Annotated in this window: 21 protein-coding genes and 1 pseudogene; 5 read left to right on the top strand and 17 right to left on the bottom strand. The window is 60.5% G+C overall.

Going from position 1 to position 25,548, the window contains the following annotated elements:
* Nucleotides 1-233 precede the first annotated feature (233 nt).
* From LIX93_RS26610 to LIX93_RS26600, 3 genes are read right to left on the bottom strand one after another with little or no spacing between them, the layout of a single operon-like run.
* On the bottom strand, nucleotides 234-1,676 hold the full coding sequence (locus LIX93_RS26610) for a TIGR00366 family protein (protein WP_226507034.1): 1,443 nt from the start codon (nucleotides 1,674-1,676) through the stop codon (nucleotides 234-236).
* 56 nt (nucleotides 1,677-1,732) lie between these two features.
* Complete coding sequence (locus LIX93_RS26605; RefSeq protein WP_226507033.1) at nucleotides 1,733-2,674, bottom strand: ornithine cyclodeaminase family protein; 942 nt, start codon at nucleotides 2,672-2,674, stop codon at nucleotides 1,733-1,735.
* A gap of 24 nt (nucleotides 2,675-2,698) precedes the next feature.
* A complete protein-coding gene (locus LIX93_RS26600; protein ID WP_226507032.1) occupies nucleotides 2,699-6,124 on the bottom strand; it encodes a molybdopterin-dependent oxidoreductase in 3,426 nt (1,141 codons plus the stop codon).
* Nucleotides 6,125-6,222: 98 nt separating this feature from the next.
* On the opposite strand from LIX93_RS26600, the gene LIX93_RS26595 reads away from it, so the two are divergent.
* On the top strand, nucleotides 6,223-7,134 hold the full coding sequence (locus LIX93_RS26595; RefSeq protein WP_226507031.1) for a LysR family transcriptional regulator: 912 nt from the start codon (nucleotides 6,223-6,225) through the stop codon (nucleotides 7,132-7,134).
* A 21-nt stretch (nucleotides 7,135-7,155) separates the two neighbouring features.
* Here LIX93_RS26595 and LIX93_RS26590 read toward each other — a convergent pair.
* Nucleotides 7,156-7,538 (bottom strand): annotated as a pseudogene (locus tag LIX93_RS26590) (ABC transporter ATP-binding protein); the annotation flags it as partial.
* Here LIX93_RS26590 and LIX93_RS26585 point away from each other — a divergent pair.
* Nucleotides 7,539-7,784 carry a hypothetical protein gene (locus LIX93_RS26585; protein WP_226507049.1) on the top strand — a complete coding sequence of 82 codons (246 nt, stop codon included), beginning with the start codon at nucleotides 7,539-7,541 and terminating at the stop codon, nucleotides 7,782-7,784.
* Nucleotides 7,785-8,217: 433 nt separating this feature from the next.
* Here LIX93_RS26585 and LIX93_RS26580 read toward each other — a convergent pair whose 3' ends face one another.
* Nucleotides 8,218-9,120 (bottom strand): LysR family transcriptional regulator, encoded by a 903-nt coding sequence (locus LIX93_RS26580; protein ID WP_226507030.1) that lies wholly within the window; start codon nucleotides 9,118-9,120, stop codon nucleotides 8,218-8,220.
* A gap of 245 nt (nucleotides 9,121-9,365) precedes the next feature.
* Here LIX93_RS26580 and LIX93_RS26575 point away from each other — a divergent pair, with 245 nt between their 5' ends.
* Both LIX93_RS26575 and LIX93_RS29770 read left to right on the top strand, forming a co-directional pair.
* Nucleotides 9,366-10,403, top strand: coding sequence for an NAD(P)-dependent alcohol dehydrogenase (locus tag LIX93_RS26575; protein WP_226507029.1), 1,038 nt, complete (start codon nucleotides 9,366-9,368; stop codon nucleotides 10,401-10,403).
* 276 nt (nucleotides 10,404-10,679) lie between these two features.
* Nucleotides 10,680-11,483 (top strand): EamA family transporter, encoded by an 804-nt coding sequence (locus tag LIX93_RS29770; protein WP_226507028.1) that lies wholly within the window; start codon nucleotides 10,680-10,682, stop codon nucleotides 11,481-11,483.
* Between the two features lie 477 nt (nucleotides 11,484-11,960).
* Here LIX93_RS29770 and LIX93_RS26560 read toward each other — a convergent pair whose 3' ends face one another.
* The 9 genes from LIX93_RS26560 to LIX93_RS26520 all read right to left on the bottom strand — a co-directional run bounded on the left by LIX93_RS26560 (nucleotide 11,961) and on the right by LIX93_RS26520 (nucleotide 21,894).
* Nucleotides 11,961-13,541, bottom strand: a complete 1,581-nt coding sequence (locus LIX93_RS26560) for an aldehyde dehydrogenase (NADP(+)) (RefSeq protein ID WP_226507027.1) — start codon at nucleotides 13,539-13,541, stop codon at nucleotides 11,961-11,963.
* A 102-nt stretch (nucleotides 13,542-13,643) separates the two neighbouring features.
* Entirely contained in the window at nucleotides 13,644-14,285 is a 642-nt protein-coding gene (locus LIX93_RS26555) for an isochorismatase family cysteine hydrolase (protein WP_226507026.1), read from the bottom strand.
* On the bottom strand, nucleotides 14,282-15,838 hold the full coding sequence (locus tag LIX93_RS26550; RefSeq protein ID WP_226507025.1) for an efflux transporter outer membrane subunit: 1,557 nt from the start codon (nucleotides 15,836-15,838) through the stop codon (nucleotides 14,282-14,284). Before LIX93_RS26550 ends, LIX93_RS26555 begins: the two co-directional genes overlap by 4 nt.
* Before the next feature lie 21 nt (nucleotides 15,839-15,859).
* The gene (locus tag LIX93_RS26545) at nucleotides 15,860-17,425 is read right to left on the bottom strand and encodes a DHA2 family efflux MFS transporter permease subunit (protein WP_226507024.1); all 1,566 of its coding nucleotides are present in this window, start codon (nucleotides 17,423-17,425) and stop codon (nucleotides 15,860-15,862) included.
* Nucleotides 17,422-18,540: an HlyD family secretion protein gene (locus LIX93_RS26540; protein ID WP_226507023.1), complete on the bottom strand. Its 1,119-nt coding sequence runs from the start codon at nucleotides 18,538-18,540 to the stop codon at nucleotides 17,422-17,424. Before LIX93_RS26540 ends, LIX93_RS26545 begins: the two co-directional genes overlap by 4 nt.
* A 21-nt stretch (nucleotides 18,541-18,561) precedes the next feature.
* Entirely contained in the window at nucleotides 18,562-19,083 is a 522-nt protein-coding gene (locus tag LIX93_RS26535) for a helix-turn-helix domain-containing protein (protein WP_226507022.1), read from the bottom strand.
* Nucleotides 19,084-19,297: 214 nt separating this feature from the next.
* On the bottom strand, nucleotides 19,298-19,816 hold the full coding sequence (locus LIX93_RS26530) for a carboxymuconolactone decarboxylase family protein (protein ID WP_226507021.1): 519 nt from the start codon (nucleotides 19,814-19,816) through the stop codon (nucleotides 19,298-19,300).
* A gap of 73 nt (nucleotides 19,817-19,889) precedes the next feature.
* Complete coding sequence (locus LIX93_RS26525) at nucleotides 19,890-20,864, bottom strand: nitrilase-related carbon-nitrogen hydrolase (RefSeq protein ID WP_226507020.1); 975 nt, start codon at nucleotides 20,862-20,864, stop codon at nucleotides 19,890-19,892.
* Between the two features lie 100 nt (nucleotides 20,865-20,964).
* Entirely contained in the window at nucleotides 20,965-21,894 is a 930-nt protein-coding gene (locus LIX93_RS26520; RefSeq protein WP_226507019.1) for a GlxA family transcriptional regulator, read from the bottom strand.
* 111 nt (nucleotides 21,895-22,005) lie between these two features.
* On the opposite strand from LIX93_RS26520, the gene LIX93_RS26515 reads away from it, so the two are divergent.
* The gene (locus tag LIX93_RS26515; RefSeq protein ID WP_226507018.1) at nucleotides 22,006-23,544 is read left to right on the top strand and encodes an MFS transporter; all 1,539 of its coding nucleotides are present in this window, start codon (nucleotides 22,006-22,008) and stop codon (nucleotides 23,542-23,544) included.
* Nucleotides 23,545-23,568: 24 nt separating this feature from the next.
* On the opposite strand, the gene LIX93_RS26510 is transcribed toward LIX93_RS26515, so the two are convergent.
* From LIX93_RS26510 to LIX93_RS26500, 3 genes are all read right to left on the bottom strand, one after another.
* The gene (locus LIX93_RS26510) at nucleotides 23,569-24,501 is read right to left on the bottom strand and encodes a GlxA family transcriptional regulator (protein WP_226507017.1); all 933 of its coding nucleotides are present in this window, start codon (nucleotides 24,499-24,501) and stop codon (nucleotides 23,569-23,571) included.
* Nucleotides 24,502-24,575: 74 nt separating this feature from the next.
* Entirely contained in the window at nucleotides 24,576-24,971 is a 396-nt protein-coding gene (locus tag LIX93_RS26505) for a hypothetical protein (RefSeq protein WP_226507016.1), read from the bottom strand.
* A 31-nt stretch (nucleotides 24,972-25,002) separates the two neighbouring features.
* A complete protein-coding gene (locus LIX93_RS26500; protein WP_226507015.1) occupies nucleotides 25,003-25,545 on the bottom strand; it encodes a carbonic anhydrase in 543 nt (180 codons plus the stop codon).
* Between the last annotated feature and the right edge of the window lie 3 nt (nucleotides 25,546-25,548).

The following is a 25,548-nucleotide window of genomic DNA, read 5'->3' as shown; positions in this document are numbered from 1 at the left end:
GCCGCTGCTGTCGAGGGTTTGTCGGGCGAGCTGAGCCGGGATGCCTGCGAATTCATCCCCTAGCGCTTGCACACGCTGCCACGCCAACAAATGCTCCGGGCGCTGCTGTAGCCAGTGTTCGAAAATGCGCTATGTGTGTTCATCTGCCTGGTTGAATCGCAGGCGCACTAGCCAGTGGATCGCCGTGTCGACAACGGCCGGATCCAGCTCCTCTGAGTTACGCGTCGACATAATCAAGGCATCACGGGCGCAACATAATCCAGCGTCATCGAAAACCCCCACAGCATCAGCAGTACCAGTGGCGCGTGCACGAGTAGCTGGGTAAAGGTGAAGCCCACTACATCCCGTGCCTTGATACCCAGAATCCCCAGCATCGGCAGCATCCAGAACGGATTGATCAGATTTGGCAATGCTTCAGCGGCGTTGTACACCTGCACGGCCCAGCCGAGATTGACCTTCAATTCGTTGGCTGCCTGCATCACGTAGGGCGCTTCAATGATCCACTTACCGCCCCCGGACGGAATCAGAAAGCCCAGCACCGCCGAATAGGCACCCATCACCGGAGCAAAGGTATTGCTGTCGGCCACGGTGACGAACGCGGCGGCGATGTGGTGTGAAAGAGTCGCGCCGTCGATACCCGGTGCCTTGGTCATCATGAAGGCGATGGCGCCATAGAGCGGAAACTGAATGAGCATTCCTGCCAGTGACGGTACCGATTTGGCCACCGCATCCAGGAAGCGTCGGGGCCTCCAGCACAGCAACATGCCCAGCATGAGGAACAGGATGTTGTAGGTGTTGAGTGAAGAGATTGCGTAGAGCGGGTCCTTGGTGGTGAACTCGTTGAACAACCAGATCCCGCCCAACGCCACCATCAGCAGGGTCAGGACCGGACTGTGCTCCAGCCATTCGCCCGGGCGCCGTTCGCTTTTTGTGTCCGTGACAGGCTCGCTCAAATCCACACCCATATCCTGGGCGGTATGCGCACGTTCAGGGGCCGGGGTCGAGAACCAGGCCACCAGCAACGACACCACGATCAGCACCACTGCCATGGTCATCGACTGCCACAGGAAAATAGTCTGCGCAAAGGGAATGATCCCGGTGATGTCCAGCAGCGACTTGGGCAGGCTCGCCGGGTTGGCCTGGATCTGCGCGGCGGCAGACGTCAGGCCCAGTGCCCAAGTCGCGCCCATGCCCAGATAGGCGGCGGCACTGGCGGCGCGGTAGTCCATCCGCAGCCCGGTACGGCGTGCGAGGGCGCGCACCAGCAGGCTGCTGAACACCATGCTGATCGCCCAGTTGACCAGGGACAGGGCCATGCTGACCAGCGCCACGAAGGTCACGGCGGCGCGTGCCGAGCGGGGCAGGGCGGCGAGCTTTTCGATCAGCCTGGAAGCCATCGGCGAGACCGCGCACACGTAGCCCGAGATGGCCACGAAGGACAATTGCATGGTGAACGGAATCAGGCTCCAGTAGCCATCACCGAAGGCGCCGGCCACAGACTTCACCGAGGCCCCCGAGGCCAGTGCGCATACCGCGACCAGAATCACCGCCAAAGCGGCAAATACATAGGAGTCGGGAAACCAACGTTCCGACCAGTTGGAAACACTAACGGCAATTCTCTCGAAAAAGCCAAGGTCTTCTTTGAGGGTGTCACGGTGCAGCACGGATTCTTTCATGGGTGTCTTCCTGATGGGACGAGTGGAAGGCAGTCATACAAAAAAGGTCAGACGTTCTAATTATTAGTGACTTGCAGGTAAACCAGTTGGGCGGCGGCCAGATCCTCCAGGGCGGTGCCCACGGCCTTGAATACGGTGATCTGCGTTTCGCCGGTGCGCCCCGGATGCAGATCCCTGCACAGGGCTGCCAGGTCGGCACGGATATCGGTACGCTGCAGCACTCCACTCTGCAGTGGGCTCAGCAGATCGCCGGCTTTCATCGGTGCTTCGGCGGTATCGATAAACACCTCGGTACCGTCGAAGCAGGCGTCGTCGCTTTCGCGCATCAGCGGGGTAAAGCCGCCTATCAGGTCCAGATGGGTGCCAGGCTTGAGCCACTCGCGTCGGATAAGTGGTGTGGTCGACAGGGTGGCGCAGGTCACGATGTCGGCCGCCGCGCAGGCTTGCCCCAGGTCATCGGCTACCTGGGCTTCGAAGCCATCCGCTTGCAACTGATCGACGAGGCGCGTGGCCTGAGCCGGGTTGATATCCCATACCGCCACGCGCTGAATCGGGCGGATCACGCGATAGGCGTAGGGCAGCAGACTGGCGACGCGACCGGCGCCGACCACCAGCAGTGAACTCGACTGCGCACGGCTCAGGTAATCGGCGGCCAGGGCCGAGGCTGCGGCCGTGCGCCGGGAGGTGATTTCATTGCCATCGATCAGTGCCAAGGGCGCACCGGTGGTTGCGCTGTGCAGCATGTAGGTCGAGTGCAGGCCGGGAAGGCCGACGGCCGCGTTTTGCGGGTAAATGGTGACGGTCTTGATGCCGAGAAAGCCCTGATTGTTCCAGGCCGGCATCAGTAACATGCAGCCGGGCATCGCCGAGTCAGGATGGATGGCATGGTTATGCCGCAATGGCACCTGTACCTCTTCCCGGAATGCTTGGGCAAGGGCGGGCACCAACTGCTCGAAAGGCAACAGCGCTCGGGTTTTTTCTGTGTCGATGATCAGCATGCTTCACCTGGTTCATGGGTCATATCAAGCATCCAGCGTGATTGCGCTGGACGGTATTGCCTGGCAGGCCAGGCACATTGCCGCAAGGTCAGGTTCCTGGCCGTGCAGGTGCACCACACTGCCGTGCTGCACAGTGACCGCGCAGCTCTCGCACTGCCCGACACGGCAGCCGCTGGGCAAGCGCACGCCAAGTTTTTCGGCGAAGCTCAGCAGCGAGCCGTCGGCGGATGTCCATTGAGCGGTGATGCCCGATCGGCTGAAGGTCACGTCGTGGACTTGCCCGGGTCGGATTTGCGGTTTGACTGGCGACTTGAATGCTTCTTGCTGAATATCGAAGCGCGGTACACCGCGCTCAAGCAGGCGAGTATTGACGTCGCTCATCATGGCGCTCGACCCGCACAGATAGAACAATGGGCGCTGGCGCAGCAGCGCCTTGGGCAGATCGTCGACGCTGACCCGACCGACCACGTCATAGTCCTGGCCTGGCCGATCGGCAGCGGCGGGAGCGCTGTAGTAATTGATCAGTTTGACCTTGGGCATTGCCTCGACCAATTCAGCGAGTCGCTCCTTGAACGCATGGGCAATGCCGTTGCGATTGCCGTAAAGCAACAGGATCGAAGGGGTCTGCGCTTGGCCGCGCAGCGATTCGAGCAGGTTCAGGAACGGCGTGATGCCGATGCCGGAAGCGATGAGTACCAAGGGGCGGCGAGCGTGCATCGGCAGGATGAAGTGTCCCGAGGGCATGCGTGCCAGCAACGTGTCGCCAACCTGCAGGTGATCGTTGATAAAGCCTGAGGCGATGCCAACCTGGGCGCGGCCCGAGGCATCAGTGGCCAAGGCCCGGCGCACCGAAATCTGATAACCGCAGCGTTGCGCCAGGCGCGCCGGGCCGGTGAGTGAGTAGGAGCGCAGGCTCGGCTCGCGGGGTGTCGCCAGTTGCACGGTGAGGTGTTGGCCAGGGTGGAAATCAGGCACGCGGCCGCCGTCACTGGCCTCGAAGCTCACCGTGGTGACGTCCCCTGCCTCAGCCTTGAGGGCGGTCACCCTGAAGGACCGCAGGTCTTCCCAACGGCAGTGTTGTTCATCATTGGCGGTGTCTCGTCGCACGCTGCAGCGATAGGCGCGCAGCGGCGATGAGCCACTGATGGGGTCGATGGCTGCGTTGCCCACCAGACTGTTGAAGTTGCTGTTCTGACTGCCCGATGGCGGCAGTTCATTCTGCCCCAGAGCCTCACAGCGCTGCCACCAACCGTATTCACCGACCACCACGGCCGGGTGCAGGCCCTCGGCGATACTGGCCGAGAAGTGCGCCTGGCCTTGGTCAGTGGTTACCACGACGGTATCGCCGTTTTCGATCTGCTGGACGCTGGCCAGGTCGGTTGAAATTTCCAGCACGGGGTGCAGCGCCTTGCGCCGCAGTGAGGCCAGGCTGCGGTGCTGGCTATGGCAAAAATAGCCGTTCTTGGCCGAGGTCAACACCATGGGAAAGTTGCGGTAGGCCGCTTCCAGGCTTGGATCGATCGCAGTGGCACGCGGCAGCGGCGCGTAGCCATGGCGCAGGAGTTTTTCGGAGTACAGCTCCACCAGTCCGGTAGGGGTATCGAAGCCCTGATGGCGAGCCTTGTGAGCGTACTTGCACGTGTGATCCGGCAGGTCGACGAAGATACCTTGCGGATTGGCGCGCAGTTGTTCGACGCTCAGGCCGAGCGGTTCGAGCATGTGGTTCCATCCCGCATCCAGCGAGCCGCCGAAGAATTCCTGGTCCATGCCCAGCCGTGCGGCCAGGTCGAAGACGATCTCGGTGTCCGAACGTGACTCCCCCCGCGGCGACACCATGCGCTGGCGCAACTGCACCAGGCGACTGGCCTCGGCGGAAATCTCGAAGCCCAGGCGCAGGCCTTCCCGCTCCCATGGGGTGTTGACCGGCAGAAAAATGTCGGCATAGCGCGCACTGGGGGACTCGAAGAGGTCGCAGTGCACGTAGAAATCCAGCGCCTCGAGCGCTTGCTCGCCCAGATGAACATCGGGTTGGGACATCAACAGGTTGGTACCAAATGCCACCAGTGTACGGATGGCGTAAGGTTGGCCGTGGACGATAGCCTTGTACAAATCCCGAGCCGTCACCCAACCTTGCGAGGGCGGGCCGAGAGGACGTTCGTCGAGGCCCAGGGCCTTGACGCGCTGCTCGGGCGCCAGCAGGTCGAAGGACATCACAGGGTTGTAAGGCAGTTTTGGATACAGGCGATTGCCGCCATCCGCGTCGAAGCTGCCCGTCAGTGCATACAGGCATGCCATGGCTCGATCGGTTTGCGACGCGTTGGCTTGCTGTCCGACCCCCGACCATGCATGAAACGCCACCCGCGAGGCAGATCCGATCAGCGCAGCGGCCTGTTGCAACTGCGCCATCGGTATATGCGTCAGGGCTTCGACTCGTTGCGGGGTGTAGAGCGCACACTCGCGCGCGTACAGTTCAAAGGCTGGCGAGCAGGCGATCGGCAGTTCTTGCGTGGTGAGCTGCACCTCGAACGTTCCACGCAGCGCCACTCGTTGCATTGCTTCTGCAGTCATCGGTGCCGAGGCCCTGGGTGCCTGGCGAGTTGCATCCCAGACCACGAAATCCTGATCGCCCTCCAGACCGAGGTCCGCACAGCGCAGAAAGTGGCCGTTGTCGGCGCGCACCAGCAGCGGTCCATTACTCCACTGGCGAACGAATGCCTGGTCATAGCTGTCGTTTTCGATCAACTGCCAGGCGAGGCCCATCGCCAACGCCAGATCGGTGCCCGGGCACACGCGCAGCCAGCTATCGGCTTCCCCTGCCAGAGCGGTCTTGCGTGGATCGACCACAATCATTTTCGCGCCCGCGGCCTGCCCCGCGCCAATCGCTTCAGCCTGGGCCAGCCAGGTATTGGTCGGGTTGTGCCCCCACAACAGGATCAGGTCCGCCTGCCGATAATCGGCGGTCGGCATGCCGCAACCGAAAGTGAAGGCGTGGGCGTGGTCCTTGTGCCAGTTGCAGATCTCGGTGGCATAACAGGTATTGGGGCTGCCATAGAGGCGGATGAAACGCTCGATCCAGTCGATGCTGTCGCTCAGCGGCGTGCCGCTGGGCGTGGTCACGGCGAACGCGACGGATTCCGCCCCTGCATCTCGTCTCGCGGCAGCCAGGCGCTGGGCCACTTCATTCAGCGCCTCCTCCCAGGAGATGATTTTCCAACCCGGATCAGGATGCCCCTTGGGGTGGGTGCGCCGCATCGGTGACAGCTGCCGATCGGCGCTGTGCAGCAGCTCGGGCGCCGCCTTGCCCTTCAAGCACATGGCCTTGCCGGTGGGATGCTCGGGGTTGGGGCGAACCTCGATGAGTTGATCGTTTTCGACAACGTTGACGGTACCGCAGCGCGAGCGGCACAGAGTGCAGTAACCCACTTTGTCGTGTCGTTGCGTAGCGGTCATCACTCATCGCCCATGGCAAACCTGATGGCTGAATGTTATTACTGGCCGCCGACACATTGATAACTCAATAAACTGGTATTGCATTATCGAGGCAATCGATGCTCCCCACCCTCAAGCAACTCCAGCACTTCGTTGCCATTGCCGACACGGGTCAGATTTCCAAAGCGGCGCAGCGTTGCCATGTGACGCAGTCATCGATGACGGCTTCGCTCAAGGGGCTTGAGTCGACCGTGGGCGCGACCTTGTTCACTCGCCATGCCGGCGGCTTACGTTTGACCGACGCCGGTGCACGCTTCCTAAGGCATGCGCAGCAGATAGAAAGTGGATTGCATGACGCGATGGAGTCTGTGGCCTTGAGAGTATCGAGCGCCAGCGGCCCACTGCACATCGGTGTGACCGAGACCATTTCCGCCTATGTGCTGTCGCCCCTGATCAGGGCTCTGGAGAAGAAATTCCCCGATCTGGAACCCAGCTTCAGCGAATTGAAACGTGCTGATATCGAAGACGATATCAATACTGGCAAGCTCGAAATGGCGCTGTTGCTGGCCTCCAATTTCCCGGACGACAAATCATTGTCCTGCGAACCCTTGATTCGCTCGCCACGCCAACTGTGGGGTCATCCTGAGCATCCTTTGATGAACGCTAATCGCGTCAGCCTCGATCAGGTGGCCAAGCAGCGCTACATCCTGTTGGACATGGACGAACACGTCTCCACCGTCGAAAAGTACTGGAACCATTACGGCCTGCAGCCGAACCTGGGCTATCGCAGTTCCTCGATCGAGGCCGTTCGCAGTTTGGTGGCGGCGGGGCAGGGCGTGACGATTCTGTCCGATCTGGTCTACCGACCATGGTCGCTGGATGGGCACCGGATCGTCAGACGGCAGTTGATCGATGCGGTACCGTCCATGGATGTGGGGCTGGTCTGGGACCCAGGGCGGCCCCACAGCGGAAATTTCTTCGAGGTGAAGGACTATCTCATGGCGTCGTTCAAGGAATTGATGAGGCGATAGGCGGCGCAAGCGCTTCTCCCATCAGCAAGCCTCTACCAGCCTCATCGCATCCAGCCATCCTTGATGCATCCGGGGCTCGCAGGCGAGCAAGTGTTCGGGGTAAGCGGGATGGGGAGGGTTGAGACTTCTTCGCGCGAGCCTTGTTGCACCACACGACCGCGGTGCATGACCACGACGCGATCGGCGATGGCGCGCACGGTCGCGATGTCATGGGTGATGAACAGGTACGACACGTCCAATTCCTTTTGCAAGCGCAACAGCAGGTTGATAATGCCTTGCTGGATCAGCTTGTCCAGGGCCAAGGTCTCTTCGTCGCAGATTATCAGGCGGGGATCGGCGGCCAGGGCACGTGCGATGGCCACGCGCTGCTTCTGGCCACCGGAGAGTTCACCGGGTAGACGCTGATGCAGCGCCGCGCCGACAAACTGGTGGTCGAGCGCGGCACTGCGCCGCTGGACGAAGTGTTCGACGCGCTGCGGGCCCTGTCCGCCAACGACGGCGTGTTGGATATTCCAGCGTTCCTGCAACTGCAGGCGCAGCCGGCAAAGGAGCGTGATGGTTTTGCCCTGTACCGTATCGGTGATGCACTCAGCAGTCGCAACGTGCACGCCGCCATGCTCGATGCCATGCGCCTGGGATTAGCCTTATGAGTCAAGATTTGACCCCAAGCCTGATCGTGACCACAGTACCTGAAGGAATTGTCGGGAACAGAGTATTCGGCTTCATGCCCGAGCGCCAACGCAACAAGGTTCCGAGTATTGGTGAGTGACCCACCTTGGACATGCGCGAGCCGCAGTTTTAAGCATGTGTGGGGTGACACTGTGACTCACTCTCGATATATCATCCAGACAACCGTAGACTGGTGTTTGACCAGGCAATCTTCTCGATTGAATTGCCCCATCTGCTGGAAAATGGCGTGTCGCCGTCGCCCTGGCCAAATTTTGGTTTGTTCTTAGCATGGGTACGTATTTCGATCCGGATTTGGCATTGCCGGTCACCCTTTGTCCCCACCTTTCTTTTAGACCGACCATAATGCCGCTCAGGAGGCGGAGGTCTGGAGTTTGCGCTGTGAAGAGGCGACCTCTACTTGGGAGATACAGGTCCGTCGCTGACGAAATAGTCAATGAAAGCCCTTATTTTTTGTGCGATAAACCGCCCTGGTGTATACACAAACTGCACAGATCCGACGTAAGGCTCGGACAAATTCCACTCGGATAATATGCGAACAACCCGGCCATCCTTCATTGCGGACTGCGCCGCAAATTCCGGAACCAGGCCTATTGAACCACCCTCTGCCACTGCGGCGACCAGCGCTGCGCTGTTGTTTATGATCAGGCGGCCAGTCACACTCACCGAAACGGAACGGGTCCCGTCGGTCAAGGTCCAGTCATGACCAAACTGGCCATACCCGAGGTAGCTGCAGCGGTGTTTGGAGAGTTCTTCAGGCGACGCCGGTGTCCCATGCCGGAGCAGATAATCGGGCGACGCGATCAGCAGATACTTGAATGTGCAGAGTGGCCGCGTTATCAAGCCCGGTGCAATTGTATCGCCGATCCGGATTGCAAGGTCCACACCATCGTTCACCAAGTCGACAGGGCGGTCGATCAACGTCAACGTCACATTGACGTTGGGAAACGCTTCCAGAAAGCCTGGCAACTTTGGCGCCAACCAGTTTTGACCAAATACCACAGGCGCGCTGAGACGTAGTGTACCGGTGGGGCTGACCCCGTAACTGCCGGCCAGTGCATGGACTTCGCGCGCGTTTCCCAACATCCGTTCGCAGGAAGCGTAAACCTGCTGGCCCAGCTCGGTGAGCGACAGCGCGCGGGTGGTGCGAAGCAGTAATCTTCCGCCGAGATGTTTTTCCAGGCGTCCGACATGGCGGCTCACGGCGGAAGTCGTAAGTGCGAGTTTGCGCGCAGCGGCCGAAAAACTGCCACTGTCAACGACTTGTGAAAATACCGCCATTTCATTAAGCATTTTCATTCAATTGACTTCTTTCGTCACAGCAAAGTTGGGGTACATGAGCCGAGTCCAGCCCTGCCAAGGAAACTAAACCGATTAAAGATAGGATGCACCTTTTCAGTCAGATAGGCGGAAGCTCGTTGCACCGCTTTGGTGCATTGGCACGTCATATTTGCGCTAGCGTCAACGGTCCTTTGCAGCAGACCGATATTGTTTAACACGTCCTGCCCATGGATATTGCGGGTTAACAAGTAAAAGGAAAAATCATGAGTTATTTTGAATATCGCACAAAGGATGGAGCAGTCAAACAGAAGTTGCGGTCCCACACACTGCATCCATTGGCGCCGACCGAAGTGCGCCTGCGAGTACTGGCGGCGGGGCTTAATTTTCGCGACCTTTATTTTATTCGGGGTAATCATACGCGTGCTCCGGTCAGCGATCGTATTCCATTGACAGACGCGGTTGGCATTGTCGAGTCAGTGGGCAAACACGTCACTCGCTTTCGTGTCGGCGACCGGGTTTGCAGCACCGTTTTGCCGAACTGGATCGACGGTCCGCTCACGGCGCACGGCCTGAGCGGTTCGTTGGGCAGCCAGGAGCGCGATGGCGTGATGGCGGAACACCTCACGATGGACGAGCAGGAATTGGTTGCTGCGCCGGCGCACTTAACCGATAGCGAGGCGGCCACGCTGACCGTTGCCGCCTTGACGGCGTGGCACGCGGTAGTGGAGCTGGGGGCGCTCCGACCGGGCGATACAGTTGTTATTCAGACGACTGGCGGAGTGGCGGTATTCGCCATTCAATTTGCCGTCGCTCTCGGGGCGAGCGTTATCGTAGTCTCCCGTTCCGAGGAGAAGTTGCGAATGGCCCTAGGCTTAGGCGCACACAGTGTGATCAATTCCAACGAGGTCCCCTCGTGGGAAGAGCAGGTTATGCTTGAGACGGCGGACGTCGGTGCGCAACTGGTGCTTGACATGGGCTTGTCCGACTCGTTGCGGCGATCGGCGCGCGCTGCCGCGTTTGAAGGGACGGTGGCGATTATCGGCGTGGTGCAGACGGTCAGCAATCCGCTCGACATTTTTCCGGTGATGAACAAGAACCTGCGTGTACGCGGCGTTGAAACGGGCTCCCGCGCTATGTTCGAACGAATGAATAAATTTATCGAGGCGCATCAGATTCGGCCGGTCGTCGTGGCTGAGTTCAATGCAGAGCAAATAGATCGGGCGCTCGACTGCCTTGCAAACGGTCCGTTCGGAAAAGTGGTTGTTCGCCTGGTGCCGCCGCCGGTAATTAGCGTTAGTTAGGATGCGCCGCGCGCGCCGTGCAACTGCCGTGTTCAGCGCGAACGTCGCGTCGGTAGTTTATACCGATGGCGACAATATTATGGAAATGGAACTGGACGTCGGTCTTTGGTGGCAAGTGAGAATGTTGTGATCGGATACTGCTTTTAACGTAATGCGAAAAACAAGGGTTTGTCCGATGCCCAAGCTGCTTCTTTTATGGCCTAGGCGTCAATCGCCTAGATAGTTGGACATCGACGCTTCGCTTTTGCAACGCATTATTCTGAAGGGAGTTTTTCTGTGCCAACAATAGTTTTATTTATAGGAGCTGCCCTTATCTGGGGATCCACCTATTTTGCCATCACGTTTCAGCTTGGGCAGGTAGATCCTACGGTGTCGGTGGTGTACCGCTTTGCCATCGCCTCGAGCAGCCTGTTTGTATGGTGTGCACTGCGTGGTGATCGCCTATGGCTTAACTGGAAGACACAGCGGTGGTTGATATTTCAAGGGGTCACTACTTTCGGTATCACATATGTTGGCGTATACCATGCCGAGCGTTATTTACTGTCGGGGCTCATGAGTGTTCTTTTCGTTCTGGTGGTTTTTTGGAGCCCTGTTTTTGAACGCATCGTGTTCGGCAAACCATTGACATGGCATATATTTAGTGCGGCTGCTGTTGCTGGCTGCGGAGTTATCATGATGTGTTCGCAGACCGTGGGACTTACTTGGGTGAGTATATCAAGTGGCAAGGGCGGCGCATTTTTTATCGGACTCGGACTGGCTCTATCGGCTACGCTGACATTCGCTATGGGGGGTGTTTCGGCGGTAAAAATACGCCAATCTTCAAGCAATTCGATGTTGACGTTGGCATGGGCCATGTTCTGGGGGGCGTTTTCGGTCGCGCTTTGGGTCGCGCTTACCGGAACAGAGTGGCGCTTGCCGACCGAAACTAGCTACTGGGTATCGCTATGCTATCTATCACTCTTTGGTTCGGTATTAACGTTTAGTGCGCTCTTTACATTGATCCATCGGATTGGTGCACAAAAGGCGATGTATATTGAAGTCGTGACACCGGCAATCGCCGTGTTGCTCTCGATGCGATGAGAGCAGTACCGCCCTGCTACCATTGAGTGGTGCGGTATCGCATTGACGCTGTACAGCGTGGCTTGGGCACTAGCGCCGAGGTCGACCTAACTCCATGTGATCGACTGATCTTTTCTCGCCTTATGCGAAATGTATATTTGCTTATGACCACAACCAGGCATCATTGGGTAATCTCCTGCCCAGAGTCGGCTAACTGGAATGCTTTCTCGCGATCTTATAGTTATGACCGAAGATCCTCGGCCCAAGCAACTTAATGAGTGTAGTGGTCAACTGATCCCGGACACTGAATTGAGTTTTTCCTCAGTGATCTTGTCACGAACGTAAAAAGGTCGAAGTGTTATTCGCCCACCTCAAGCGCATCCAGAAACTGGATCGCTTGCGACGACGAGGTATGGCGGCGCGGCGATCTGAAAATCCGCCTGTTTCAACAGAATCGCGGGACCGGGATTGAGTGCTGACCGGTCAATCGCCGTGCCGTCAATCTTGCGCAGGGACCCCGTTCTGCAACCGCCAGACCGCGCGCGGATTGTCGTCGTGAAGCACGGAAGGCAGAAATTCCTGTGGCACGTTCTGGTAGCAAACCGGGCGCAGAAAACGCTCGATGGCCGTGCTCCCGACTGAGGTGCTGCGGTTATCCGAGGTAGCTGGGTAAGGACCGCCATGCACCATGGCGTTATTCACCTCGACCCCGGTCGGAAAATCATTGAACAGGATTCGCCCGGATTTGCGCTCCATCAGTGGCAACAGCGCGCGCACGCTTGCCTCATCGCCCGGACCGATGTGCAGGGTGGTGGTCAACTGGCCTTCGAGGCTGGCGAGCGCCACGTGCAGTTGCTCGACGCTCTCACATTCGACCAACACAGCGCTGGGCCCGAAGTTTTCTTCCGCCAGCTTGGGTTGCGCGGCGAAATTGGCGAATGTCGCTCGGAACAACGCCGGCTGGCCTTGGGATTTGTCCTGCGCCGCTTGGCCGACCGCCGCTTGCTGGACACCCGGGAGGTTGCGCAAGGCATCGATGCTATGCAGGTAGGCCGCATGGATAGTGGGGCTGAGCATGGTGCCTGCCGGCTTGGCGGCCAGCGCCTCGGCGGTTGCCTGCACGAAGGCTTCCAGGTCTGGGCCTTTGACGGCCAACAGCAAGCCCGGATTGGTGCACAGTTGGCCGACGCCGACCACTAGCGATTCGACGAACGCATTGGCGATGCTGCCGGCCCGTTCGGCGAGTGCGCCGGGCAGCAGAAACACCGGATTGACGCTGCTCATCTCGGCATACACCGGGATGGGTACGGCGCGCCCTTGAGCGATGTTGACCAGCGCCAGACCGCCACGGCGTGATCCGGTGAAACCCACCGCCTGTATGAACGGATGAGCGACCAGCGCCTGGCCCATTTCGATGTGGGAGTCGATCAGCAGCGAGAACACCCCGTCGGGCATGCCGGTGGCCTTGGCCGCCAGCTGGATGACCCGCCCGACCAGTTCACTGGTGCCCAGGTGGGCTGGGTGCGCCTTGACGATGACTGGGCAGCCGGCCGCCAGTGCCGAAGCGGTGTCGCCGCCAGCGACCGAGAATGCCAGGGGGAAATTGCTCGAGCCAAACACCGCAACCGGCCCAACGCCGATTTTGCGTTGGCGTATATCGGCGCGCGGCAGCGGCTTGCGGTCGGGTAGAGCGGTGTCGATCACCGCTTGCTCCCAGCGCCCGCTGCGCAGCAGATCGGCGAACATGATCAACTGATTGACGGTGCGCCGGTGCTCGGGAATCAGGCGTTGCAGCGCCAGGCCGGTCTCCAGATGGACACGGTCGATCAGGGTCGAACCCAGTTCGTCCACTCCCTTGGCGATAGCTTCCAGAAAGTCCGCGCGCTGGGTGTCCGGCAGGCTGCGAAAGGGATCGAAAGCGTTTTGGGCCAAGGTGCAGGCTTCATTCACGTCTTCCAGGGTGTTGGCGCCAAAGGTCGGCGTAAGCGCTTCACCCGTAGCCGCAGCGAAGGCCTGGACGGCGCCGCCGCTGCCCATGAAACTGCGTTGGCCGATGAGGGTGTGACCGAGTATCCGCATGCCGAAACTCCTGTGATCAATCGCGTACTACGCGCTGCTAGCGCACGCTAAAAGGGGAGGGTGTGAAGTAGGGGAGCGATATCCTGAAACGCATGCCGCGCGTCATGGAAGCGTTAGGTGCTCGGCTGGCACGATCGCCGCCAAAAAGTCATCGACCGTCAGCGTTTCGTGTCCAAACACAGGATAGGAGATTTCCAGCGCCGCGCGATGGGCCGCCTCGGTGAAATCGGCGACCGCGTCCTTGATGAAGGTGACATGGTAGCCGGCTTCAAGGGCGTCGCGGCCGGTACCTTCGACGCAGGTCTGAGAGGTCAGCCCGGCGACGATCACCTTGTGGATGCCTTCGCGTTGCAGTTGCACTTGCAGATCGGTGCCATGGAAGGAGCTGAACATCCGGTGGTGGCTCACCACGAACTCGTGCGGGCGAGGTTGCAAGGGCGCGAAGAATTGATCGCCGCGGCTGCCTTTCCAGAAGATCTGCTGGTCGATGGCCATCTGGAACCTCGGATGCAGGTGGGGTACGTTGTCGAAGCTGTGCGCATCCAGGCCATGGGGCGAGAAGAATACCTTCAGGCCCTTGGCGCGGGCGCCCTCGAGCAGGCGTTGCAGGTTGGCGATCAGCTGGGTCTTTTCCAGCATCGGCGCCATGGCTTCATGGAGCTTGCCGTCCTCGGCGAGGAAGTCGTTGAGGACATCAACGAGGATCAACGCTGATTCGTTGACTGGGTAGGTGAGGGTGTTCATAGCGATTTCCTTGATGAGGTTTGGTTGTCCGAGATTTGCTTGTCAGCGCTTTGCGGCATGTTCAGTGTCCATCCGCCGCCTAATGCTCGGAAGGTGGCCACGGCGGCGCGGGCATCGTTGGCGTCGAGTTCGGCCATCTGGTCGCGAGCCCGCAGCAGTTGGCTGTCTTCGTCGAGGACTTCGATCAGGCTTACGGCGCCGCCTTGGTAGGCTTCGCTCGCGGCACGGCGGGCGGCTTGGCGGGCGGTGATTTCCAGCGCCAGGTCCTGGCGTTGGGCTTCGAGCTGGACCAGCGTGACCACGGCGTTTTCGACGTCTTCGCTGGCGCGCAGCATCGATTGGCGATATTCGGCCAGGGCCTGGGCGTTGGCGCCTTTGGCCTGGGCGACCTCGGCGTCGACCTTGCCGAAATCGAACAGCCGCCAGTGCAGGCCAAGCATGGCCTGGGGCTGGAAGGCTTGATCGGTGAGCAGCGAGCCGCCGTGCAGGCTGTCGAAGCCCAGCAAGCCGCCGAGTGAGAGCTTGGGATAGAACTCGGCGGTGGCCTGGCCGATGCGTTCGTTGCTGGCGGCCAGCCGGCGTTCGGCGGCGATCACGTCGGGGCGGCGGCGCAGCATCTGGCTGGGGGCGATGTCGGCCGGGATCTGCGGCACCTGGTAGGTGTAGTCCTGCGCGGTGCTGGCGGTGAGCTCACGGGCATAGGTGCCGGGGGTGGCGCCCATCAGCATGTCGAGGCGGTTGAGTTGCACGGCGAGTTCGGTGCGCAACGGCGGCAGGGTGGTGCGGGCCTGCTGCAATACCGCCCGGGCCTGGGAGGCTTCGCGTTGGGTGCCGATGCCTTGGCTGAGGCGCTTGTCGACCAGCCCGAGCAGGTCGCTCTGGTTGCTGATCTGCTGCTCGGCGACGCGAAGGCGCTGCTGGGCACCGCGGATGCGCAAATAGGCATCCGCGGCTTCGGCAGCCACCGAGACCCGCACGCTGGCCTGGCTGGCCTGCGCCGCCTGGGCGTCTTCCAGCGCAGCCTGTTCGCCGCGTTTGAGGCCGCCGGCCAGGTCCAGTTCCCAGCTGGCGCCGACGCCGATGTCACTGAGGGTCTGGCTGCGGTTGTAGCCGGGTTGGTGGCTGGCCAGTTGGCCTTCGGGGCTTTCCAGCGATTGGCGCTGGCGCACCACCTGGCCATCGAGGCTGCCTTGCGGGGCCCGTATGGCGCCCGCCTGGCGCGCGACGGCTTGAGCTTGCTCGACCCGCGCCATGGCCACGGCCAGGTCGAGGTTCTGGGTGAGTACTGTCTGGATCAGGCGGGTCAGCTGGGGGTCGTTGAAACCCTGCCACCAGGTGTCCAGCGCTGGCGCAGGGCGCGAGCCCTGGCGGTGCTGCAAGGCGTCCTGGGCCATGAACTGCGCGGCGGCCGTGTCGGCTGGGCGCTGGTAGTCAGGGCCTACGGTGCAGCCGGCGAGGGCGATCGTCAGGGCGGCGAAGGTGAAGCGCACGGCAGGTAAAATGTTGATCGTCATTCTATTGGCCGCGCTTTTTTTCATCGAAAGGGTGTTCATGGGAGCTTCCTCAAAAGGCAATCAATGGGCGTCAGCGGACGGCTGCTGCGGCGGTTGGACCTTGCGCATCAGAGGCACCAGCAAGGTGGCGACGATGAAGCAGGCCATGATCATCAAAAAGGCGTCAGCGTAGGTCAACGTTTGCGCCTCGCGCCAGGTCAGCGCCCAGAGTTGGCGCAGTGCTACCTGGCCGGCGTCCAGGCTGTTCTGCCCGAGTGCTTGTGCGCTGCCGCTCAACTGGTCGAGCCAGGTGTTCATCGGCTCGTTGCGAGTGTTGAGGTTTTCGGCCAGGCGCAGGAAGTGCAAGTTGCTGCGATCGTTGAGCACCGTGGCACAGGCGGCGATGCCAATGGCGCCACCGAGGTTGCGCATCAGGTTGAACAGGCCCGAGGCGAGCTTGAGGCGGTCGGGCGCCAGGGCACCGAGTGTCAAGGTGACCACCGGTGGCACGGTCATCTGTTGGGCAAAGCCGCGGATTGCCTGTGGCAGCAACAGCTCTTTGGCACCCCAGTCGTGGGTGATGGGCGAGAAATCCCACATCGACAAGGCGAACAGCGCCAGCCCGAACATCAATATCCAGCGCAGGTCGATGCGGTTGGCGAGCATGCCGTAAACCGGTATCGCCAGGAGTTGAAAGATGCCGGTGGAGAATACCGCCAGGCCGATATCCAGCGAGCCATAGCCACGCACTCGACCGAGAAACAATGGCGTCAGGTAGATGGTGGCGAAAATGCCGATGCCGGTGATGAACGAGAACAGGCAGCCCAGTGCGAAGTTACGATCGCCCAGTGCCCGCAGGTCGACGATGGGCTCTTTGATTGCAAGGCAGCGCCAGATGAACAGGGCGCCGCCGATGACCGTGATCCAGGCGGTGGTGGCGATGGTGCTGTCACTGAACCAGTTCCAGCGCGGGCCTTCTTCGAGGGTGTATTCCAGGCAGCCGAGGAACACTGCCAATAGCGCCATGCCCAGGTAGTCGGCGCCTTTGAGCAGGCTTAGATCGGGCCGGTCAATTTTCACCAGCATGGGGACCGCGAAGGTCACGAACAGGCCGGGCACCAGGTTGATGTAGAACAGCCAGTGCCAGGACGAGATATCGGTGATCCAGCCGCCCACCGCCGGGCCCAGCGTGGGCGCTAGCGAAGCGATGGCGCCGATGGTGGACGCGGCGATGACCCGTTGCTTGCCGGTGAAATACATGAAGGCGGTGGTGAATACCAGAGGGATCATCGAGCCGCCGAGAAACCCTTGCAAGGCGCGAAAGGCGATCATGCTCTGGATATTCCAGGCCAGCGCGCACAGCAGGCTGGTCAAGGTGAAACCCGCTGCAGAAACGGCGAACAGCCAGCGCGTGCTCATCACCCGGGACAGCCAACCCGACATGGGGATGACGATGATCTCGGCGATCAGGTAGGCGGTCTGCACCCACGCGGTGTCATCGGCGCCGGCCGACAGCCCGCCGCCGATGTCCTTGAGCGAAGCGGAGACGATCTGGATGTCGATCAGCGCGATGAACATGCCAACGCACATGGTGGCGAACGCGGCGACTTTTTGCCCCGTGCTCAGGGTTGGCATGGGCGAATTCATGGCTGCACCGCCACGGCTACGTCCTTGTGCTCGGGCGCCTGTTGAGTGTCGATTTCAGCCACCACCGACAGGCCTGGGCGCAGTGCGCCGAAGGCGGAGTCCGCGCTGTCGAGGCGGATGCGCACGGGGACGCGCTGAACGATCTTGGTGAAGTTACCGGTGGCGTTTTCTGCGGGCAGCACGCTGAATTGCGCGCCGGTGGCGGGCGCCAGGCTTTCGACATGGCCGTGAAATTCGCGGCCGGGGAGGATGTCGGCGCGCACACTGACGCCTTGGCCGATCTGCATGCGCGCCAGTTGGTCTTCCTTGAAATTGGCGTCGATCCATAGACCTTGGGCGGGCACCACCGAGATCAGTTGGCTACCCGCTGCGGCATAGGCACCGAGCCGGGCGCGGCGGTTGCCGACATAGCCGTCGACGGGGGCGCGCAGTTCGGTGTAGCCGATGTTCAGTTGTGCCTGGTCGCGTTCGGCTTGGGCTTGTTGCATGGCGGCGCGGGCCTGGCCACGCTGGCTTTCGATCACGTCCAGTTGCCGCCGCGCTGCCAGCAGGCCGGCTTCGGCCCGGGCATGGTCGGCGCGGGCAGTTTTCCAGGTGGCGTCTACCCGTTGCGCGCTTTCGACCGAGACGGCCTGGGTGCGCACCAGATTCTGGTAGCGATTATGGTCGTCGCCGGCGCGTTGAGTCTCGGCATCGGTGGCATCGAGCTGCGCCTTGGCCTGGTTGATCATGGCCTGTTGCAGTTGCTCGGTGGCGTCCAGGTTGACCAGCGTGGCCCGTTGCGCGGCGACCGCGCCATCGGCTTTGGCCAGGGCGGCTTGATAGTCGCGTACATCGATGCGCGCCAGCAGGTCGCCGGCCTTGACGAACTGGTTGTCTTGCACCGCGACTTCACTGATATAGCCCGGCACCTTAGCGCTGATTACCGTGACATCGGCGCCGACGTAGGCGTCGTCGGTGTCTTCGATGAAGCGCCCGGTCAGCCACCAGTGGCTGGCGTAGCCCAGGGCACCGACGACTGCAAGAGTCAGCAGGCCCAGACGCAGGACTTTCTTGCGCTTCGAAGGCGCGGCGGGGGTTTCGTTTTGCGCGGTGGTAGTGACTTTAGCGTCCATGGCGGGCGGACCTCTTGGGTTTCAGTTAGGAAAAGGGGCGACCAGCGCGTCGTTGTCGCGGTAGGCCTGGCCGGCGCGCACTCGCCATTGGGTGAGTGCGTCAGCATCGGCGGCGACATGAATGCGGTGGCCTTCGCGGGTGATGCGCTTGCCGGTGTTGGCATCCATCAGGGCGAGGTCGACGGGCTGACCGGTTTGCTCATCGGCGAGGAACACCTTGTCGCCAACGTTGGAGTGACGGGTGCCCCAGGCCATCAGGGTCAGGATGACCTGGCGCAGATCACGGCCGGCGTCGGTGAGGTGGTACTCGTGGCGGGGCGGGTTGTCCTGGTAGGGACGACGCTCCATCAGGCCGTTGGCGACCAGGTCGTTAAGGCGCCGGGTCAGGGTGTTGGAGGCAATGCCCAGGCTGTTGATGAAGTCGTCGAAGCGGCGCAGGCCATAGAAGGCATCGCGCAGTATCAGCAGGCTCCAGCCATCGCCGATCTGTTCCAGGGCATTGGCGACAGGGCACGGCATGGGCTGGAAGGTGGCTCGTTTCATGGACTTCTCCACAAGGTTTATTTGAATGATGGTCATAATATTACATAGTGAATTTCATAATGAAAGTGACTTGTGCAAATTAGCTTGGCCGGTCGTCGGGATCAGGATTTGTGGTGAAGGGAAAGGGCGCAAGGCAAAACCGTGACGGGGTGGCGAGGTTGGCAGTTGCTCGTGGCGAGATGAGCCTCGCCACGAGCGGCTGCCTGTGCAGGTGCTAAAGCGCCACAGGTGGAAAATCAATGGTGGTTTGCGCAACGTTGTTAAGCAAGTTGGTGAAGGTCAGCAGCGTGACCTGCGCGATGATGCCAAGCAGCACCTCATCCGACAGGCCTGCGCTCCGTGCGCTGGCGATGACCTGGTCGCTCACGTTGCCGCGATGCTCGGCGACTGCGCGGGCGAAGTGAGCATATGCGTCCAAGCTGCCGTCTCGCGCACCCAGCAGTTGGTCAGCGGACAGCCCGGCCTTGCCACCGATGGCGGTGTGGACTGCCAGGCAATATTCGCAGGCATTGGCCTGGGATACCGCGAGTGCAACGACCTCACGTTGCAGGTCGGTCAACGAACTGCCTTGATTGGCCTGGTGAAACTGCAAGTAGGTGCCCAATACGGCAGGGGAATGCGCCAGCACTTTGAAGACGTTTGGCACGCCGCCAAAGGCCTTTTTGACGCCTTCCAGTAATGGGCGAGAGGCATCTGGTGTTTGTTCGGCGGTCAATATACTGATACGAGTCATGATGGTTTCCTTGAGACGAGAAAAGTCATGCACACCGTGATGAGCGGCGGTGTGCGAGAGGGAAGAAGGTGCGTTACTGGTTGTTACTGGCGCGCTGTTCCAGTTCGGCGACCTTAGGATGAGTCGCACGTTCATGCACATGACTGTGAGCCGTGCGGTCGATGACCAGGCTCAGGATCTCCGGGCGACTGTAATGCCCGCGCCCGTCCATCTGGCGCTTGCGCTTGTCGATTTCCCAGAGATCCAGGTCGGCGATCACTTCGCCTTCGCCTTCGGTCATTGAGCCGATGATTTCGCCCTGGGGATCGATGATCGCAGTGAAGCAGCCGCCAGAAATGGGATCGATCGAGGTGCCGGTGTCTTTCATGATCTGCGCTTGCTGCTCCGGATACAGCCAGGCCGTGGAGTTGACCACGAAGCACGCGGATTCCAGGGCATGCATGCGAATACTGACTTCCATCTGGCGGGTGAATAGTTCGCCAGCGAACGAGCCTGGATACATCGACGCGTGAATCTGCTCGCCGTCTTCAATCAGCGCATAACGGGCTAGCGGGTTGTAGTGTTCCCAGCAGGCCAGTTGGCCGATGCGGCCCACGGCGCTATCCACGGCACGCAAGCCGGAGCCATCGCCCATGCCCCAGATCATGCGTTCGTGATAGGTGGGGGAAATCTTGCGGCGTGCCTGAATCAGTGTGCCGTCGGCATCGAAGAGCAATTGAGTGTTGTAAAGCGTGCTGCCATCACGTTCGTTGACACCGATCGACACCACCATGTTGGCCTGCTTGGCGGCCTTGCCGATGGCATCGGTCGCAGCCGAGGGGACGGTGACCGCTTGATCGAGCAACTTGTAATGCTCGGCGCCCATTTCGAATGGCGTCTGCACGAAAGAGAAGTAGGGGTAGTAGGGGACGATGGTTTCGGGGAAAACGGCGAATTGCACGCCTTTGTCACCGAGTTCGAGAATCTTCTGCACCACTTTCTCCACGGTGCCTTCGCGGCTGTAGAGCACGGGAGCAATTTGTACGGCGGCTGCTTTGATGATGGTCATGGGGTTTTCCTCACTGGGGTTGGGTTTCAGTGAGGTTAAGATTAAGGGTGTAATGCTATGGCCGTAGGTCGCGGTTCCCACCTTTTCGGTCATGTTGAATCTATGATTGCGTTTTCGCGAAGTAGGAAGGAGGCTGGCCGAATGCACGCGTGAAGGCCCGCCGCATCCGCTCGCGATCCCCAAAGCCACTCTCTGTAGCGACGACGTCGATCGACTGATGCCCGCTTTCCATCATCAGCCGCGCGGCTTCCACCCGCAGTTGTTCGACTGCCTTGGCGGGGGATTTGCCCGTCTGCGCGGTGAAAATCCTGCTGAACTGCCGAGGGCTGAGGTTGGCGACATATGCCAACTGATCCACCGACAGCTCGGTTTTCAGGTGGTGCCGCGCGTAGGTCAGGGCGGTTTGAATCCGGTCGGTCTTGGGGTCAAGTTCCTGCATGACCGAAAACTGCGACTGGCCCCCGGCGCGACGGTGATAGACCACCAGTTGCCGGGACACCAAACGGGTGATGTCGCTGCCTAGGTCGCTCTCTACCAGCGCCAACGCCAAATCGATGCAGGCGCTCATCCCCGCAGCTGTCCACACAGGGCCGTCGTTGATGAAGATGCGGTCTTCGTCCACCGTGATATCGGGGTAAAGCCGTTGCAGATCCTGCGCGTGGGCCCAATGGGTGGTCACCCGGCGACCGGAGAGCAGACCCGCCTCTGCCAAGGCGGCGGAGCCGGTGCAGATCGACCCTACGCGGCGGGTCAGAGGGCTGGAATCACGCATGTACTGGATCAGCCCGGGCGACGCCGGCCTGACCACGTTGTCGCCGAGGATCAGCAGGGTGTCGAAGCGGCGCTGATCAAACGCCTTGGTATCGACCCCAAAGCCTGCGGAGGACTGCACCAGCCCACCCTGTTCGGACAGCAGCGTGACGGTATAGACCTCACGTTCGGCCATCATGTTGGCCACTTCGAAGGTGGCGGACATCGACAACCCTAGTACTTGGAAGCCGGGGTAAAGGATCAATCCGATATTTTGCATGAAATGTGCGCCTGATGACCGAAAGAGTGGCCCCGGTGACGTACAGGCCTTTGTATTATGGTTGTACGCTAAAGGCCCATCATAGCCAATGCCCCGTGCGAGACGAACCCCATGGACATCAGCAAGCCTTCTTCCGTCAACGCCACACAGCGACTGCTGATCTTGCTGTGTGTTTCCGTTCCCTCGTTCATGATCAACCTGGACTCTAATATAGTCGCGGTGTCGCTGTCGTCCATCGCGCGCACCTTGGGTGCCAGTTTTGCGGACATCGAATGGGTGGTCAGCGCCTACACGCTGAGCTTCGCCGCACTGCTGATGCCGGCGGGGGCACTTGCCGATCGTTATGGGCGCAAGCGCCTGCTGATAGTCGGGCTGGTGATTTTCACCCTGGCATCTTTCATTTGTGGCGCCGCACCCAGCGCCACGGTGCTTAATCTGGCGCGTGCGCTTCAAGGCGCAGGGGCTGCTCTGCAGCTCAGCGCCGCCTTGGCGACCTTGTCCCACAGCTTTCGCGGCGCCGATCGCGCACGCGCCTTCGCATTCTGGGGCACGGTGATCGGTATTGCAGTTGCGCTGGGGCCCGTCGTAGGAGGCTTCATCACCGAGCATTTTGGGTGGGAGTGGGCGTTCTACATCAACATCCCCATCGGTGTTGTGCTGGTGGTGCTGGTCAGTCGCACACTGGTTGAGTCCAGGGACCCTGACGCGACACGGGTCGACGTCCCTGGAGCCGTTACCTTCAGCACCAGTCTGTTTTTGCTGACGCTGGCGCTGATCTCCGGTAATCACCGGGGATGGAGCGATAGTGCGGTACTGCTGGAATTCGCGGGCGCGGCGCTGTCATTCCTGCTGTTTCTGGGGGTCGAGCATGTACAAGACCGCCCTATGGTCGACTTCGCGTTCTTTCGCCGCGCCACCTACCTGGGCGCCATTTTCTCGGGCCTGGCGTTTTCTGTCTCGCTGCTGACCATGCTCACTTATCTGCCGATGTTCTTTCAGAATGGCCTCGGTTATAGCCCCCAAGCCGCCGGGTTGCTCATGTTGCCTATCGCCGTACCGCTGTTTGTAGTGCCCCGGTTGGTGGCCGCGTACTTGACTCACCGGTTGAGTGGTCGGGTACTGCTCACGGGCGGCCTTGGGCTTATAGCGGCGGGTTTGACCTGGGTAGCCGTTGCAATCTCTCAACTGCACTACGTGGCGTTGTTACCAGGGATGCTGCTGATGGGAATCGGCGCCGGCACGCTCAATGGTGAAACGGCCAAGGTCAGCATGTCGGTCATACCGCCGGAGCGCGCCGGGATGGCATCGGGTATCTCCGGCACTATCCGCTTTGCCGGTATTGTCATTGGCTTCGCTGTGCTCGGCGCGGTGTTGCTGGTGCAAATCAAAGCTCGCGTAGTGGCCGGTTTGCCTGTCGACTCTGCGCTTACAGCGGATGCTCTTGTGCATGCCATTGGCGCCGGAGATCTATCCGGCGGCGGGTCGCCAGCCCTTCGTGTCCTGGCGCTTGGCAGCTATTGCTTCGGCTACCAGGCCATCCTGTTGACTGGTGCGGCATTCGCAGGGATCGCCGCACTACTGGCTTGGCTGTTGATACAAGCCGCCGAAACCGCCCCCGCCGACCACCGAGCCCAGGGCAACAATGGCTAAAGGATGCGCCTATGGGCCAAGACCTCAACCGAGGCTGGCCCGCTGAATAGTTTGTGGGGGGTGGCCAAAGGCCCGCAAAAACGCACGCCGCATTCTTTCTCGATCGCCAAAACCGGTGTCGATCGCGACTCGGTCGATCGAGCGTTGCCCTGCTTCTATCATCAACCGCGCTGACTCCACGCGCAGGTTTTCGATCGCCTTGGCCGGCGATTGGCCGGTCTCAGCCTGGAATACACGGCTGAACTGTCGCGTGCTCAAGTTCGCTGCATGGGCCAAGTCATCGACCGATAGATCGCGCTTCAAATTCTCCTTGGCGTAGGCCAACGCGGCCCGAATCCGATCCGTGCTCGGCTGCATCTCCAGCATGACCGAAAACTGCGATTGGCCACCCGCCCTGCGGTGGTACAGCACCAGCTGTCGAGCCACCGAGCGGGCTAGTTCGCCTCCAAGGTCTTGCTCGACAAAGGCGAGCGCTAGATCAAGACATGCGCTCATACCGGCAGAAGTCCAGAATTTGCCGTCATTGATGAATATCCGATCCTCTTCAAGCTTGACCTTGGGAAAGGCCCGCTGAAACTCCCGGGCCCGATACCAATGAGTAGTGGCGCGGCGTCCATTCAGTAGACCGGCGTGGGCGAGCACATAGGCGCCCGTGCAGATCGAGCCGAGCCTGCGCGTGGTAGCCTCGCCATCGCGCATGTAATCCACCAGGCGCGTCGATATCTCCCGCTGGCCGCTATCGCCCATGACGATCAAGGTGTCGAACGCGCGGCGCATCAGCGGCGATGTCTCAACCGCAAAGCCCGCCGAGGTCTGGACGGAGCCACCATGCTCCGACAGCAGATGCAGCTGATACTCCGCTCTCCCCACCAGGTTGTTGGCCAGCTCGAAAGCCGAACACATCGCCAGACCAAGTACTTGAAACTTCGGGTACAGAATGAGCCCGATCTCCTTCATAAAAGCCTCTTGTGCAGCAAGCAAACGAAAACGGCGCTCTTGGGGAGGGCGCCGTCAGATAGGCCGAAGCACTCTCAGGGATTCGCCGGGGCCAGCAACAGTGAAAGGGGCGACAAAGGCCCCACGGGAATGAATTCAAAAGAGATCAAACCGGCCCGATCCAGCGGCATCCTGGCGAAGATCGCCTTGGCTTCGTCGACGTTGGTCATGTTTAGGATAAAAACCACACCCAGTTTGTCGTTGCGCACGTTCCACTGTTCGATCTTGCCATCCAGATGCAGCTGAACGGTTTCGCGGACTTCCTGGGGTAGTACGGCACTGACGGCCTCGTTGGTCGCGCCTGGGGTGACCGAGCCAATGGCAATGATTTTGGTGGTGGGTACTTTTGGCAATGGGCCGGCCTGAGCGGTATCGAGCAGGCAGAGCGCGAGGGCGATCGTTACCACCAATGAGCGGAAAGTGAAGTTCATGAGCGTTACTCGGTGACAAAGGAAAAGGTATTCAAGCTTCAGAACGCAACAGGGCAGGGGGCACGACGACTTCAACCTTGCCGGTATCGACGTCGTACACCATGCCAGTGACCAGAAAACCGCCAGGCAGCTGGGTATTGGCTTTGAGCGCGGCCACGTCGATCGCGACCGCCGCATAAGGGTCAGCGATAGCGAGCTTGTCGAGCTCGGCGGTTTCAACACCGAGGTTTTTCGCCAGCAATGCGGGCGCGTGGAGGAGGCAAGGGGCAATACCGCAGTCGGTGTGGTGCAACACGATCAGATTCCAGCCCGGGCCGACCTCTTTGCCGTCGGCCACCGCTACAGTGCGTACGATAGCCATGCTCTGCAAAGTCGCAGGGTTGATGCGGCCCCCCACATTACGAATCACGGCAGCCTCGCCTGGTTTCAAACCGAAGATGTCGGCGGGGTCCACCCGGGGATCGACGCAGCCGATGATTACGGTCTTCATCGATGGCATGATCTGTAGCTGGGCATTGAAATCGTTGTCTGCAAACATGCTATTGCGATGGGTCAGGTCATCAATTACGTTCATGGG

Source organism: Pseudomonas sp. MWU16-30317 (genome assembly GCF_020515695.1).
Taxonomy (GTDB): Bacteria; Pseudomonadota; Gammaproteobacteria; order Pseudomonadales; family Pseudomonadaceae; genus Aquipseudomonas.
This window is presented reverse-complemented; position numbering and strand designations above follow the sequence as displayed.

Excerpts from the sequence above, each read along its gene's own strand:
- LIX93_RS26515 (WP_226507018.1), top strand. The coding sequence starts at position 22,006 with ATGGACATCAGCAAGCCTTCTTCCGTCAACGCCACACAGCGACTGCTG.
- LIX93_RS26560 (WP_226507027.1), bottom strand. The coding sequence starts at position 13,541 with ATGCGGATACTCGGTCACACCCTCATCGGCCAACGCAGTTTCATGGGC.
- LIX93_RS26535 (WP_226507022.1), bottom strand. The coding sequence starts at position 19,083 with ATGAAACGAGCCACCTTCCAGCCCATGCCGTGCCCTGTCGCCAATGCC.
- LIX93_RS26540 (WP_226507023.1), bottom strand. The coding sequence starts at position 18,540 with ATGGACGCTAAAGTCACTACCACCGCGCAAAACGAAACCCCCGCCGCG.
- LIX93_RS26610 (WP_226507034.1), bottom strand. The coding sequence starts at position 1,676 with ATGAAAGAATCCGTGCTGCACCGTGACACCCTCAAAGAAGACCTTGGC.
- LIX93_RS26525 (WP_226507020.1), bottom strand. The coding sequence starts at position 20,864 with ATGACCATCATCAAAGCAGCCGCCGTACAAATTGCTCCCGTGCTCTAC.
- LIX93_RS26600 (WP_226507032.1), bottom strand. The coding sequence starts at position 6,124 with ATGACCGCTACGCAACGACACGACAAAGTGGGTTACTGCACTCTGTGC.
- LIX93_RS26585 (WP_226507049.1), top strand. The coding sequence starts at position 7,539 with ATGCAGCGCCGCGCCGACAAACTGGTGGTCGAGCGCGGCACTGCGCCG.
- LIX93_RS26510 (WP_226507017.1), bottom strand. The coding sequence starts at position 24,501 with ATGAAGGAGATCGGGCTCATTCTGTACCCGAAGTTTCAAGTACTTGGT.
- LIX93_RS26500 (WP_226507015.1), bottom strand. The coding sequence starts at position 25,545 with ATGAACGTAATTGATGACCTGACCCATCGCAATAGCATGTTTGCAGAC.
- LIX93_RS26545 (WP_226507024.1), bottom strand. The coding sequence starts at position 17,425 with ATGAATTCGCCCATGCCAACCCTGAGCACGGGGCAAAAAGTCGCCGCG.
- LIX93_RS26595 (WP_226507031.1), top strand. The coding sequence starts at position 6,223 with ATGCTCCCCACCCTCAAGCAACTCCAGCACTTCGTTGCCATTGCCGAC.
- LIX93_RS26580 (WP_226507030.1), bottom strand. The coding sequence starts at position 9,120 with ATGAAAATGCTTAATGAAATGGCGGTATTTTCACAAGTCGTTGACAGT.
- LIX93_RS26555 (WP_226507026.1), bottom strand. The coding sequence starts at position 14,285 with ATGAACACCCTCACCTACCCAGTCAACGAATCAGCGTTGATCCTCGTT.
- LIX93_RS26550 (WP_226507025.1), bottom strand. The coding sequence starts at position 15,838 with ATGAACACCCTTTCGATGAAAAAAAGCGCGGCCAATAGAATGACGATC.
- LIX93_RS26605 (WP_226507033.1), bottom strand. The coding sequence starts at position 2,674 with ATGCTGATCATCGACACAGAAAAAACCCGAGCGCTGTTGCCTTTCGAG.
- LIX93_RS26530 (WP_226507021.1), bottom strand. The coding sequence starts at position 19,816 with ATGACTCGTATCAGTATATTGACCGCCGAACAAACACCAGATGCCTCT.
- LIX93_RS26505 (WP_226507016.1), bottom strand. The coding sequence starts at position 24,971 with ATGAACTTCACTTTCCGCTCATTGGTGGTAACGATCGCCCTCGCGCTC.
- LIX93_RS26520 (WP_226507019.1), bottom strand. The coding sequence starts at position 21,894 with ATGCAAAATATCGGATTGATCCTTTACCCCGGCTTCCAAGTACTAGGG.
- LIX93_RS26575 (WP_226507029.1), top strand. The coding sequence starts at position 9,366 with ATGAGTTATTTTGAATATCGCACAAAGGATGGAGCAGTCAAACAGAAG.